This is a genomic window from Streptacidiphilus cavernicola (genome assembly GCF_042510955.1).
Taxonomy (GTDB): Bacteria; Actinomycetota; Actinomycetes; order Streptomycetales; family Streptomycetaceae; genus Streptacidiphilus; species Streptacidiphilus cavernicola.
Map to the genome: position 1 here is coordinate 17,365 of NZ_JBHFAB010000006.1, position 12,412 is coordinate 29,776.

Genomic DNA, 12,412 nt, shown 5'->3' on the forward strand with positions numbered 1-12,412 from the left:
CTCAGACCACGGCCTTCTTGAGGCGGCGACGCTCGCGCTCGGACAGGCCGCCCCAGATGCCGAAGCGCTCGTCGTTGGCCAGCGCGTACTCCAGGCACTCGGAGCGGACCTCGCAGGCGAGGCAGACCTTCTTGGCCTCCCGGGTGGAGCCGCCCTTCTCGGGGAAGAACGATTCGGGATCGGTCTGGGCGCACAAGGCGCGTTCCTGCCAGCCGAGCTCTTCCTCGACGGCGTCGTCGTCAAGGATCATCAGTTCAAAGAGCTCGCTCATCAGCGCGCCTCCTACCCCTCTTCAGCGTGCGTCCCCGTGGTGCGGTCGTCGGCCAAAGTGACGAAACGACACGAGTGAAATTACAAGTGCGCAACTCTGGTCGAGTCAAGCCATGCTCTGGTATTGGGCCCGGGATTCACTCCCTGGAACCAAGCAGCCACGATAAGTGTGCATATCCGGACAAAGGGGAATCCCAACCACTCGCCCGGTCATCCAAACGTCCGACGGCATCCCCCGTCCGAGTGGACGCAGATGCTGAGCCGCTCGTTCCCGGCGATCTTGAGAGCCAAACCCGGGTCCTGATTTATCCCCCGATCGGGTGATGCCCGCCCTCCGGCCGGGGATGCGAGTTGACAGTGGGTAGCAACACAGGATGTGCTGACTCCCATGTCGCAGCACCGCGCCCGCACCGAGAGCCTCGCCGCCGAGCTCCGTCGTGCCATGAGCGCGCTCTGTTGCAGCTGTAGCCAGGGCCTCTGACCCCGACGGGTCGGGCCCCTCACGGGAAGTACCCCTCCCCCGTTACTACAGCCCCGGCAAGGATCCGTTCCCCATGTCTTCACGGTCTCCGCACCGCACCCCTGCACTGTCTCCATCCACACCCGCGGCCCCGTCGTCCGTGCTCCCGTCCACGCCCGGTCCGCGCGGGTGGGGCGACGGGCTCAGCGACGTCAGCATCGCCGGGGATCCGCTGGCCTGGCCGCATCTCGCGCCCGCGCCGCTGAGCCGCCCCAGCACGGTGGGCGACTTCGCGGCGCTGGCCCGCCGGGTCGCGGCGGACCGCGAGCGGTGGGAGCCGACCGTCCGCTACGACGCGCTGACGCGCTGGTACGGGCGGCTGGAGACCGGCGAGGGGTACGAGGTGTGGCTGCTCAGCTGGCTCCCCGGGCAGGGCAGCGGCGGCCACGACCACGGCCGCTCGTCCGGTGTCCTCACGGTGCTGGAGGGCGAACTGACGGAGCGTTCGCTCACCGGCGGCGGGCAGACCGAGCGAGTGCTCGGGGCGGGGGCCCAGCGGGTTTTCGCGCCCGGGTACCTGCATGAGGTGGTGAACACCTCCTGGGAGCCTGCGGTCAGCCTGCATGTCTACTTCCCCGGGCTCACCGAGATGACGCCGTACGGATCGGCGTGGGGGCGACAGGGGCAGCGGGGCCGGCAGGGGCAGCAGGGTCGGGCCGCGGAGGCGGCTGCTGCGCCACTGGAGCGGTGACGGCGGAGGCGGCGGTGACCGCGGCGATGGCGGTGGCCGTGGCGAGCAGGGTACGGACCGCGGTGACGGCCAGGAGCAGGCACAGCGCTGCGGCATAGGCGGGTTGTTGGGCGTTGCCGCCGAACACGACCACCGCCGCGGCGGCTGCGGGAAGGCCCAGCCACTCCCAGCGGCCGTCCAGCGCCACCAGCGCCACTACCAGCAGCGAGTACCAGGGGTAGCCGGGGGCGGCGAGGAACAGTGCGGTGCCGGTGACCAGCAGCGCGCCGCGCCAGGGGCGTTCCGGGTCGCCCAGGCGCAGCACCAGCAGCACGGTCGCCACCAGGATCACCGCGACCAGCGCCGGGAGCAGTCGCAGCGGCAGTCCGAGCAGCGTCAGCAGGCCGAAGCGGGTGCCCTGGTCGTAGCCCTCCTCCTGGAGGTAGCCGGGGAGGTAGCCGATCACGCCGAGGCCAGAGGCCAGGACGTAGGGCAGGTAGCAGAGCAGGAACGTCAGCAGGGCGACGGCCGGGACGAGCAGGTCACGTGGGCCGGGACGGTGCCCTCGGCGGAGGACCCCGGCCATCGCCCCGGGCAGGGCGAGCACCGGGATCAGCTTGGTCGCCGTCGCCGCTCCGAGCAGGACCGCGCCCAGCGAGGCGCCGCGGGCTGCGGAGGCCCCGGGTTGAGCAGAAGGCCCGGGTAGGGCTGAGGCCCCGGGTTGAACGGAGGGCCGGACGGTGGCGTGGGTCGCGGCGTAGGCGGTCGTGGCCAGACCGCAGGTCATCAGGAGGACGCCCAGGGTGTCGACATGGGCGTCGTTCACCGCCCACAGGGCCACCCCCGGGAACCAGCCCCACAACGCCGCCCGGTGCGGCGGGACCCGGCGCCGACGCAGGATCAGCAGCAGTGCCCCCGTGCTGAGCACGGCGAGCAGCGCGCCCCCCGCCTGGGCGGTCCGCACCCCGTGGCCGCCGGTGATCCGGCCCGCCTGGTAGAGCCCGAGGAACCAGGCCTCGGCGACCGGGGGGTAGATGGTGTGCACGGTCGGACGGTTGATGTGGGTGCAGATCGCTCCCGACCGGTGCAGGTCCCAGCCCACGCAGCTGCCGCCGACCGGGAACAGCGCGGGGTCCGCCGCGCGGAGGCCGGCCAGGGCCGGGTCGGTCGGGGTGTAGGTGTACGGCGAGACGCCCGCGGCCTGGACGTGGCCGTCCCAGAGGTAGCGGTAGGCGTCGTCGCTGGTCCGGGGCGGGGCGAGCAGGCCGGTGAGGGCAAGGGCGACGCTGCCGACCAGGACCAGTGCGGCGGTGCGGCGGGGGTCGCGGACCCGGCGCAGCAGGGTGATCGCCAGGGCGAAGAGGAGGGCGTCGGCGAGGTACCAGCCGCGCAGCGGGGTGACTCCGCCGAGGGTGGCACCGCTGGTCACCGTCCCGGCCAGGGCGGCGGTCAACGCCGCCGCGCCGAGCCCGGCCAGGACCTCGGCTCGGGCCGGGAAGCGGCGGCCTGCGGCGGCGCGGGTGCCTGCGGCGGCGTTGTGGGTGTGGGCGCCTGCGGCGGTGTGGATGCCTGCGGCGGCGCGATGGAGGTCCACGGGCCGGCGGGAGCCGTCATCGGATACGGGGCCGCCGGGGGCCCGGGGGGCGGCGGCACCCGGAGAGTCGCCGGGGCCCGTGGTGGCCTCGGGGCGGGGCGGGGGCGGGGTCATCGCGGGTTTCCGTTTCGGAGGGCGAGGAAGTGGCGGCCGGTGGCGGTCCAGGCGTCGGTCAGGCGGAAGCCGACGACCGCGGCTTCGGCGAGGGTCGCCCTCGCGCCGAGGCGGGCCCAGGAGAAGGGCGGGCCGCAGCGCCCGTCCGCGGACTCGACCGTGACGGTCACCCGGTCGTCCAGGTCGGCCAGGGGTTCGACCTCGACCAGCAGCAGCCCCTCGGGGGCGAGCAGTTCCGCGGTGCGGGCGAGCAGCACGCCGGGGTCGCCGCCGATGCCGAGGTTGCCGTCGGCCAGCAGCGCGGTGCCCCAGCGCCCCTCCCCCGGCAGCCGGTCGAACACCGAGCGGCACAGCGCGCTGCCGCCGAGGCCGCGGGTGCGGTCCACCGCGGTACGGGTGACGTCCACGCCGAGCGCGGGCAGGCCGTACGCCTGGAGTTCCGCGACCAGGCGGCCGGGGCCGCAGCCGAGGTCGATCGCCGGGAGGCGGCGGTGCAGGCAGCGGAGCAGCAGGGTCCGGTCGGCGGCGTCGGGCGGGGCGCACCAGCGTTCGACGTCCAGCGGGTAGCGGTGGCCGTCGGCGCGGCGGAGCCAGAGCGGGCCGGTGCCGGTGCGCATGGCCTCGGCGAAGGGGTCGTCGGTCCAGGCGGACAGCTGCGGCGGGCTGGACACGGTCACTGAGCGGCCCCCGCCGCGGCGGCCCCGACGACCCCGGACGCACCCGCCACCACGGCCTCCGCCGCCACCCCGGCCCCGCTCGCACCAGCCGCGCCGCTCGCACCCCCGACACCGCTCGCCGTCCCGGCCCTGCTCGCCGTCCCCTCCCCGCTCGCCACCCCGACCCCGCTCGCCGCCGCGACCGGCAGTCGGCTCGGGCCGCCCACCGGGCCCAGGCTGTGCCAGTGGGCGGCGAAGCGGCTGTGCGGGGCCAGTGCGGCGACCTCCTCGGCGTCGGCGACGGTGTCGACGTCGGTGAGGGTCGGCAGAACGGTGACCCGGAGCGCCGCCGCGGTGAGGCGCTGCAGCAGGTCGGCGCCGGTGTGCGGGGTGGACATCGGGACTCCGTGCAGCAGTTGCCGGGCCAGCGCGGCGGTGGGGCGGGCCAGGCCGAGCGCCCAGAAGCCGCCGTCCGCGGCCGGGCCGTACCAGGCGTCGGCGCCGCCGCGCACCGCGGCGGACAGCGGTTCGGCCAGCGTCCGCGCGCTCAGCTGCGGGGTGTCCATGCCGACCAGCAGCGCCGGGGCGCCCGGGGCGAGCCGGTCGGCGTCGGCGAAGGCCGCCGCGAGCCGCAGGTCGAGGCCGCCACCGCGCTGCGGCAGCACGTCCCAGCCGGGCGGCAGCCAGCGCCCGGGGGTGCCGTCCAGCACCAGCACCCGCCGCCCGGCGGGCACCCGGCCGAGCGTGCCGAGGGTGTCGGCGAGCGCCGCTTCGGCCAGGTCAGCGGCCTGGGCCGGGGTGCGGGCAGGAGTGAGCCTGGTCTTCACCCGGCCCGGGGACGGCGCCTTGGCCAGCACCAGCAGGGTCGGGGCCGGTGCGGCCAGCAGCGCGCCCATGTCCTGGACCGCCTGCCGGGTGCCGCGCAACGTGCCGGTGACCTTGGAGCGTCCGGCCCTGGGCCGGTAACCGACCTCGCGTTCGACGATGCGCATCCCGGCGGCGGCGGCCGACAGCACCATCTCCAACGGGTAGCCGGAGCGGCGGTCGCCGAGGCCGAGGTCGAGCAGCCGTTCCCGCCGGGCGACCCGCATCGGGCCGAGGTCGTGCAGGTCGGCCCCGGTACGGGTGCGCAGCCGCCGGGCGAGCTCGGCGTTGGCGATCCTGGCGTGCAGCGGCCAGGCCCCGCGCGCGGTGGGCCGCCGCCGTCCCAGCACCAGGTCCGCGTTGCCGTCCTGGACCGGCCGCAGCAGCCCCGGCAGTTCGGAGGGGTCGAGCGAGGCGTCGCAGTCGCAGAAGCAGACGTACTCGGCGGTCGCCGCGAGCAGCCCGGCGTGGCAGGCCGCGCCGAAACCGCGCCGCGACTCCGGGACGACGAGCGCGCCCAGCGCGCGGGCGATCTCGGCGGAGCCGTCGGTCGAGCCGTTGTCCACGACGACGGCGCGGAACCCCTCGGGCATTCGTTCGAGCACCCACGGCAGCGCCTGCGCCTCGTCCAGACAGGGCAGCACGACGTCCACCCGAGCGGACGGTCGATGGTTTGTCATGCGCTTCACCGTAGGAGCAGCGGGCGGACAAAAGCCCCAACCGCGCCTTACGGAATTCCTACGGCGCTCCACGGGCCGTCCGGACCGCCGCACGGCCTTCTACCCTCGAGAGGTGCCCCCATCCCACATCCTGGTCGTCGACGACGACCCCACGGTCGCCGAGGTCGTCGCCCGCTACCTGCTGCACGCCGGCTACACGGTCGAGCGCGCGGCGGACGGCCGGGCCGCGCTGGAGCAGGTCGCCGAGCGCTGCCCCGACCTGGTCGTCCTCGACCTGATGCTGCCGGAGGTGGACGGTCTCGAAGTGTGCCGCCGACTCCGCGCCGACCCGGCCGCCCGGGGCGTGCCGGTGGTGATGCTGACCGCCAAGGGCGACGAGCAGGACCGGATCACCGGCCTTGAGCTGGGCGCGGACGACTACGTCACCAAGCCGTTCTCGCCGCGCGAGCTGGTGCTGCGGATCCAGTCGGTGCTGCGCCGCAGCGCGGCGGCGCCGGGGGGCGCGCCGAACGAGCCGGAGACCGCCCCCGAGCTGCTGCGCGCGGGAGACCTGACGCTCGACCCGGGCGCGCGCCGGGCCCATCGCGCCGGGCGTGAGTTGGCGCTCACGCTCCGGGAGTTCGACCTGCTGGCCTTCCTGCTGCGGCACCCGGGCACGGCGTTCGGGCGGGAGGAGCTGATGCACAAGGTGTGGGGCTGGGACTTCGGCGACATGTCGACCGTGACGGTCCACGTCAGGCGGCTGCGGGAGAAGGTGGAGGACGACCCGGCCGCGCCCCGGCTGATCACCACCGTGTGGGGCGTGGGCTACCGCTTCGACCCCTCCGGGGAGGCGGCCGCATGAGCGACATCGCCGTGATCGCCTGCTACGCCGCCCTCGGCGCGGTCCTCGCCGGGCTGCTCGGCTGGCCCGCGATCGTGCTGCTGCGCCGCCGCTCGCTGGCGCTGTCGCTGTTCGCCGTCTCCGTGGTCACCGCCGTGTCGCTGGCCGGGAGCACCATCGCTGTCGCCGACGCGATGCTGCTGGACAAGCACGACTACGTGGTGGTGACCATCGTGCTGGGCATGGGCTGTGTGGTCTCGCTGACCGTGGCCGCGCTGCTGAGCCGTCAGGCCGTGGCCGGGAGCAGGGCGCTGACCCTGGCCGCCCGCACCGTCGGCAGCGACGACGGCTTCACCGCACCGGCCCGGCCGCTCAGCTCGGAACTCGCGGAGCTCAGCGCCGAACTGTCCGCGACCAGCGCCCGGCTCGCCGAGTCCCGGCAGCGCGAGCGCGCTCTTGAGTCCTCCCGGCGCGAGCTGATCGCCTGGATCTCGCACGACCTGCGCACCCCGCTGGCCGGGCTGCGGGCCATGGCCGAGGCACTGGAGGACGGCGTGGCGGACGACCCGGACCGCTACCACTCGCGGATCCGGACCGAGGTGGACCGGCTCACCGGCATGGTCGACGACCTGTTCGAGCTGTCCCGGATCCAGGCCGGCGCGCTCACCCTGAGCCTGTCCCGGGTGTCGGTGTACGACCTGGTCGGCGACGCCATAGCCGGCGCCTACCCGCTCGCCCGGGAGCGCGGGGTGCACCTGGTCGGCGACCGGATCGCGCCCGCCCCGGTGGAGGTGGACAGCCGGGAGATCACCCGGGTGCTGGGGAACCTGCTGGTCAACGCGATCCGGTCGACCCCGGTGGACGGCACCGTCGCGGTCGCGGCCCGGCAGGAGGAGCGCCAGGTGGTGGTCTCGGTCACCGACGGCTGCGGCGGCATCGACGAGAAGGACCTGCCCCGGGTGTTCGAGACCGGCTGGCGCAGCGGCAGCGCGAGGACGCCGCGGCTGGCCGGGGCGGGCGTGCGCGGCGGCGCGGTGCAGCACCACGGCGACACCGGCGCGGGGCTCGGCCTGGCCATCGTCCGCGGGATCGTCGAGGCGCACTCCGGGCACGCGTCGGTGCGCAATGTGCACGGCGGCTGCTGCTTCGAGATCGCCCTGCCCTCGGCCGCGGCGGTGCACTGACGGCTTGCCGGCCGGGGCGGCACCGACCGGGCCTGACCGGCCGACCCCGGCCCGGCCGACCCCGGCCCGGCCGACCCCGGCCCGGCGGGCCCCGGCTGACCCGGCACCCGGGCTGACGTCGTGTCAGCCGCGGAGCCGCTCGGCCGCGAAGGCGGTCATGCCCGCCGCGAAGCCGACCTCGGGCCGCCAGCCCAGCTCGGTCCGCAGCCGGGACGAGTCCGCGGTGATGTGGCGGACGTCGCCGAGCCGGTAGTCGCCGGTCACCACCGGGGCCGGGCCGCCGCGGGCCGCCGCCAGCGCCGCGGCCATCTCGCCGACCGTGTGCACCGTGCCGCTGCCGACGTTGTAGCAGCGCGCACTCCCCGGCGGACGCCGCTCCAGCGCTTCGAGCGCGGCGAGGTTGGCCGAGGCCACGTCGGAGACATGGACGAAGTCCCGGCGCTGGCCGCCGTCCTCGAACACCCGCGGGGCCTCGCCGCGCTCCAGCGCCGAGCGGAAGATCGAGGCCACGCCCGCGTAGGGGGTGTCCCTGGGCATGTCCGGGCCGTACACATTGTGGTAGCGCAGGGCGGTGACCCGGCCCGCCGAGGCGCGGGCCCAGGCCGAGGCCAGGTGCTCCTGGGCCAGCTTGGTCGCCGCGTAGACGTTGCGCGGGTCCGGCGCGGCGCTCTCGTCCACCAGGCCGGGAGTCAGCGGTGCGCCGCAGTGCGGGCAGGGCGGTTCGAACCGCCCGGCGTCCAGTTCGTCCGGACGGCGCGGTCCTGGGGCGACGTCGCCGTGCTCGGCGCAGCGGTAGCGGCCCTCGCCGTAGACCACCATCGAGCCGGCCAGCACCAGCCGGTCCACCCCGGCCCGCGCCATCGCCGCCAGCAGCACCGCCGTGCCCAGGTCGTTGCAACCGGCGTACTCGGGCGCGTCGTCCAGGTCCAGGCCGAGGCCGACCATCGCGGCCTGGTGGCAGACGGCGTCGACGCCGCGCAGGGCGCGGGCGACGATCGCCCGGTCGCGGACGTCGCCGTGCAGGAACTCCACGCCGTCCGGGAGCAGCGGCGGTCCGCCGCCCGGGTGGACGGTCGGGAGCAGCGCGTCCAGCACCCGGATCCGGTGCCCGGCGGCAGCGAGTCGGGCGGCGACGGCGGAGCCGATGAAGCCGGCGCCGCCGGTGAGGAGTACGTCCATGGGAAGGGACGGTAGGCCAGGCGGGAGGGGATTTGGGAGGGTTGCGGACGATCCGTCAGGGGTCCGTAAGGAGGGCTGTCGGAGGCGGATGCGAGGATGGGGCCCATGCGCATCGTGGTACTTGCCGGAGGAATCGGGGGCGCGCGCTTTCTGCGCGGCCTGAAGCAGGCTGTCGGCCCCGGCACCCCGGAAGCGGGGAGCGAGATCACCGTCATCGGGAACACCGGTGACGACATTCACCTGTTCGGGTTGAAGGTCTGCCCCGACCTGGACACCGTGATGTACACCCTGGGCGGCGGCATCCACGAGGAGCAGGGGTGGGGCCGGGCGGACGAGTCCTTCTCGATCAAGGCGGAGATGAAGGCCTATGGGGTCGGCCCGGAGTGGTTCGGTCTCGGCGACAAGGACTTCGCGACGCACATCGTGCGGACCCAGATGCTGGCCGCGGGCTACCCGCTGAGCGCGGTCACCGAGGCGCTGTGCGCCCGCTGGAAGCCGGGGGTGCGGCTGATCCCGATGTCGGACGAGCGGGTCGAGACCCATGTGCTGACCGACGTCGAGGGGGAGCGTAAGGCGGTGCACTTCCAGGAGTACTGGGTGAAGCACCACGCCACGGTCCCGGCGCACGCGATCATCCCGGTCGGCGCGGAGTCGGCGAAGCCCGCGCCGGGCGTGCTGGAGGCGATCGCCGAGGCGGACGTGGTGATCCTGCCGCCGTCCAACCCGGTGGTGAGCGTCGGCACGATCCTGGCGGTGCCCGGGATCCGGCGCGCGGTGGCGCAGACCCGGGCGCCGGTGATCGGCCTGTCCCCGATCATCGGCGGGGCGCCGGTCCGCGGCATGGCCGACAAGGTGCTCGAAGCCGTCGGTGTGGAGACCTCCGCGGCGGCGGTCGCGAAGCACTACGGCAGTGAACTGCTGGACGGATGGCTGCTGGACGAGTCGGACGCGGCGTCGGTGGCCGAGGTCGAGGCGGCCGGGATCCCCTGCCGGTCGGTGCCGCTGTGGATGACCGACACCGACGCCAGCGCGGCGATGGCGCGGGCCGCCCTGGCGTTCGCGGAAGCGGTGCGCGAGGCGTGATGACCGGCGAGGCGTCGGAGACGGGGGCGGGGACGGGGATCGCGTCGGGGGCCGAACCGGAGCCGGGGACGGAGTTGCGGGTGTGGGCGGTCGACGGGCTGCCCGAGGTCGCGCCCGGCGACGACCTCGGCGAGCTGACCGCGCGGGCCCTGCCCGACCTGCGGGACGGTGACATCCTGCTGGTCACCTCCAAGATCGTGAGCAAGGCCGAGGGCCGGATCGTCCGGGCCGACGACCGCGAGGCGGCCATCGACGCCGAGACGGTGCGGGTGGTCGCCCGACGCGGGCGGACCCGGATCGTGGAGAACCGGCAGGGCATGGTGATGGCCGCGGCCGGTGTGGACGCGTCCAATACCCCGTCAGGGACGGTGCTGCTGCTGCCGGAGGACCCGGACGCCTCGGCCCGCGCTCTGCGCAAGCGGCTGCACGAGCTGACCGGGCGCCGGATCGCGGTCGTGGTCACCGACACCTTCGGGCGGCCCTGGCGGAACGGGCTGACCGACGTCGCGATCGGCGCGGCCGGGATCGACGTGCTGGAGGACCACCGCGGCCGGGTGGACCCGCACGGCAACGAGCTGGCGATGACGGTCACCGCGACCGCCGACGAACTCGCCGCCGCGGCCGACCTGGTGAAGGGCAAGACCAGCGGACGCCCGGTCGCGGTGCTGCGCGGCCTGGGCCGGTTGGTGACCGAGCAGGACGGCGCGGGCGTCCGCCCGATGATCCGTTCCGCCGCAGAGGACATGTTCCGGCTCGGTACCTCCGAGGCGGTCCGCGAGGCGGTCACCGGGCGGCGCACGGTCCGGACGTTCACCGCGGAGGCGGTGGACGGCGCGGCGGTGCGGCGCGCGGTCGCCGCGGCGGTCACCGCGCCCGCGCCGCACCACACCACGCCGTGGCGCTTCGTCCTGGTCGAGAGCGCGGAGACGCGGACCCGGCTGCTGGACGCGATGCTCACCGCCTGGAACCGGGACCTGCGCGAGCTCGACGGCTGGAGCGAGGACCGGGTCGCCACCCGGGTCCGCCGCGGGGACGTGCTGCGCAACGCGCCGTACCTGGTGGTGCCGTGCCTGGTGATGGACGGCTCGCACGACTACCCGGACCCGGGCCGCACCGCCGCGGAGCGGGAGATGTTCGTGGTGGCGATGGGCGCGGCGGTGCAGAACCTGTTGGTCACCCTGTCCGGTGAGGGGCTGGGGACGGCGTGGGTGTCGTCCACGATGTTCTGCCGCGGGGTGGTCCGGGAGGTGCTGGAGCTGCCGCAGGGGTGGGACCCGATGGGCGCGGTCGCCGTCGGCCACCCGGCAGCGGCGGCCCCGGAGCGGGGAGCCCGGGACCCGGAGGCGTTCCTGGTCACGCGCTGACCCGCTCGGTCGGCATCGTTCGAGCCCGCTTCGTCTTCGGCCGCAGGCGGCCCCCGCGGGTCAATACAGCTAACGGTCGCGGAAGTCGATCGGGGCGTAGCGGGGGGCGTGTCTCGGGGCTCGGACGTTGGTGGTGCGGAGAAGCCGGCAGACCCGGTACCGGTGGCCCCGGTAGGGCTCCAGGAGTTCCAGCATCACCGCGTCGTCGCTGCGCTCGCGCCCGGCCAGGGCCCAGCCCACGGTGTTCGGGAGGTGCAGGTCGCCGACGGTGACCGCGTCCGGGTCGCCGTTGCTGCGCTGCAGCGTCTCGGCGGCGGTCCAGACCCCGATCCCGGGGACCGTGGTCAGCCGGGCGAACGCCTGGTCCGGCGGCATCGCGGAGGCCTGCTCCAGCCGGGCGGCGAGCCTCGCGGCGCGGACCACCGTGCCGGAGCGCTGGCCGTCCACGCCCGCCCGGTGCCAGTCCCAGGAGGGGATCCGGACCCAGTCGCGGGCGGCCGGGGCGATCCGCATGCCGGCCGGGGCCGGGCCCGGAGCGGGCGCGCCGTAGCGGAGCAGCAGCTGACGCCAGGACTCGTGCGCCTCGCCGACGGTGACCCGCTGCCCGAGTACCGCTGGTACCAGCGACTCCATCACCAGCCCGGTCCGGCCGATCCGCAGCCCGGGGTGGTGGCGGTGCAGGTCGCGCAGCAGCGGGTGGGCGCGGGGGTCGAACGCGGCCGGGTCGTCCTCCGCGCCGAGCAGCGCCGGGAGCTGACCGAGCAGCCAGTCCGCGCCTGGTCCCCAGGCAGCGGCCTCGATCTCGGCGGCGCGGTCGCGGACAGTGATCCGCAGCGTGCCGGGGCCGCGGGGGGTGCGCGAGCAACGCCAGTACGCACCGTCCCGGGTACGCCGGTAGGCGGGGTCACCGGCACCGAACCGGAGCACGCCGATCGTTGCCTCGACCTCCAACGCCCCCTCCGGCCGCCACACCCGCACCACAGGTACGGGTCCCGTACCGGCGGAGGCATTGACGGCGGCGGAGGTGGCGGCGGCTGCCCCAACCACCACGGTCGCGGCGGCGTGCGGGTCGGCGCTCACCGACACGGCAGCACCGGGGGCCACACCAGCGGTCCCGCCGAGCCGCACGCCGGCTGCTGCGGCTGCCGCACCTGCCTCTGCGGTCGTGCCAACGTGCGGCTCCGCGGCCAGCGAAACGGCACCGGGCGCCACAGCCCGCGCACCCGTCGAAGTCATCCCGCAAGACTAGGGCCTGTCCGCCCGCCCCCGCCGGGCCCGGCTCCGATCCACCTGCCCGCCCGGCCCAGCGGCCCCCGCTCCGCGCCCACGCCGCCCTGCGAGGGCCCTCTCCGCCCCGCGCGGCCCCGCCCCCGGCGGGGATTTCGGCGAAACGGGTGGGAGCGACCCGCTG

General features: G+C 75.3%; 11 protein-coding genes and 1 pseudogene. 5 read left to right on the top strand and 7 right to left on the bottom strand.

All coding sequences use genetic code 11. From position 1 onward, the window contains the following. Position 1 precedes the first annotated feature (1 nt). Complete coding sequence (locus ACEZDE_RS09780) at positions 2–271, bottom strand: WhiB family transcriptional regulator (RefSeq protein WP_380518465.1); 270 nt, start codon at positions 269–271, stop codon at positions 2–4. Positions 272–890: 619 nt separating this feature from the next. Between ACEZDE_RS09780 and ACEZDE_RS09785 the strand changes: the two genes are divergently transcribed. After that, the gene (locus tag ACEZDE_RS09785) at positions 891–1,481 is read left to right on the top strand and encodes a cysteine dioxygenase (protein ID WP_380534608.1); all 591 of its coding nucleotides are present in this window, start codon (positions 891–893) and stop codon (positions 1,479–1,481) included. On the opposite strand, the gene ACEZDE_RS09790 is transcribed toward ACEZDE_RS09785, so the two are convergent. The 4 genes and pseudogenes from ACEZDE_RS09790 to ACEZDE_RS09805 all read right to left on the bottom strand — a co-directional run. Next, positions 1,372–3,054 carry a hypothetical protein gene (locus tag ACEZDE_RS09790; protein ID WP_380534609.1) on the bottom strand — a complete coding sequence of 561 codons (1,683 nt, stop codon included), beginning with the start codon at positions 3,052–3,054 and terminating at the stop codon, positions 1,372–1,374. The two genes, ACEZDE_RS09785 and ACEZDE_RS09790, sit on opposite strands and share 110 nt — an antisense overlap. 110 nt (positions 3,055–3,164) lie before the next feature. Further along, positions 3,165–3,845: an SAM-dependent methyltransferase gene (locus tag ACEZDE_RS09795; protein WP_380534611.1), complete on the bottom strand. Its 681-nt coding sequence runs from the start codon at positions 3,843–3,845 to the stop codon at positions 3,165–3,167. Continuing rightward, complete coding sequence (locus ACEZDE_RS09800; RefSeq protein WP_380535117.1) at positions 3,842–4,681, bottom strand: TIGR04282 family arsenosugar biosynthesis glycosyltransferase; 840 nt, start codon at positions 4,679–4,681, stop codon at positions 3,842–3,844. Before ACEZDE_RS09800 ends, ACEZDE_RS09795 begins: the two co-directional genes overlap by 4 nt. Then, positions 4,667–5,368: pseudogene (locus ACEZDE_RS09805) on the bottom strand (glycosyltransferase family 2 protein); the annotation flags it as partial. The gene ACEZDE_RS09800 and the pseudogene ACEZDE_RS09805, both read right to left, overlap by 15 nt. Positions 5,369–5,480: 112 nt before the next feature. Between ACEZDE_RS09805 and ACEZDE_RS09810 the strand changes: the two are divergent. Together ACEZDE_RS09810 and ACEZDE_RS09815 are read left to right on the top strand one after the other, a co-directional pair. Then, positions 5,481–6,212: a response regulator transcription factor gene (locus ACEZDE_RS09810; RefSeq protein WP_380534612.1), complete on the top strand. Its 732-nt coding sequence runs from the start codon at positions 5,481–5,483 to the stop codon at positions 6,210–6,212. Further along, positions 6,209–7,375 carry a sensor histidine kinase gene (locus tag ACEZDE_RS09815; RefSeq protein ID WP_380534613.1) on the top strand — a complete coding sequence of 389 codons (1,167 nt, stop codon included), beginning with the start codon at positions 6,209–6,211 and terminating at the stop codon, positions 7,373–7,375. The genes ACEZDE_RS09810 and ACEZDE_RS09815 overlap by 4 nt, the downstream gene beginning before the upstream one ends. Positions 7,376–7,498: 123 nt before the next feature. Here the strand turns inward: ACEZDE_RS09815 and ACEZDE_RS09820 are convergent, their stop codons facing one another. Next, positions 7,499–8,554 (bottom strand): NAD-dependent epimerase/dehydratase family protein, encoded by a 1,056-nt coding sequence (locus tag ACEZDE_RS09820; RefSeq protein ID WP_380534614.1) that lies wholly within the window; start codon positions 8,552–8,554, stop codon positions 7,499–7,501. Positions 8,555–8,659: 105 nt separating this feature from the next. On the opposite strand from ACEZDE_RS09820, the gene cofD reads away from it, so the two are divergent. Next, positions 8,660–9,637: a 2-phospho-L-lactate transferase gene (gene cofD / locus ACEZDE_RS09825; protein ID WP_380534616.1), complete on the top strand. Its 978-nt coding sequence runs from the start codon at positions 8,660–8,662 to the stop codon at positions 9,635–9,637. Continuing rightward, on the top strand, positions 9,637–11,001 hold the full coding sequence (locus ACEZDE_RS09830; RefSeq protein ID WP_380534618.1) for a coenzyme F420-0:L-glutamate ligase: 1,365 nt from the start codon (positions 9,637–9,639) through the stop codon (positions 10,999–11,001). The genes cofD and ACEZDE_RS09830 overlap by 1 nt, the downstream gene beginning before the upstream one ends. Before the next feature lie 69 nt (positions 11,002–11,070). On the opposite strand, the gene ACEZDE_RS09835 is transcribed toward ACEZDE_RS09830, so the two are convergent. Next, positions 11,071–12,087, bottom strand: a complete 1,017-nt coding sequence (locus tag ACEZDE_RS09835; RefSeq protein WP_380534620.1) for a DNA-3-methyladenine glycosylase family protein — start codon at positions 12,085–12,087, stop codon at positions 11,071–11,073. Positions 12,088–12,412: the final 325 nt, after the last annotated feature.

What these genes read in the sequence shown, in the direction of transcription:
- ACEZDE_RS09780 (WP_380518465.1), bottom strand. Translation starts at nt 271, where the DNA reads ATGAGCGAGCTCTTTGAACTGATGATCCTTGACGACGACGCCGTCGAG.
- ACEZDE_RS09815 (WP_380534613.1), top strand. Translation starts at nt 6,209, where the DNA reads ATGAGCGACATCGCCGTGATCGCCTGCTACGCCGCCCTCGGCGCGGTC.
- ACEZDE_RS09820 (WP_380534614.1), bottom strand. Translation starts at nt 8,554, where the DNA reads ATGGACGTACTCCTCACCGGCGGCGCCGGCTTCATCGGCTCCGCCGTC.
- cofD (WP_380534616.1), top strand. Translation starts at nt 8,660, where the DNA reads ATGCGCATCGTGGTACTTGCCGGAGGAATCGGGGGCGCGCGCTTTCTG.
- ACEZDE_RS09830 (WP_380534618.1), top strand. Translation starts at nt 9,637, where the DNA reads ATGACCGGCGAGGCGTCGGAGACGGGGGCGGGGACGGGGATCGCGTCG.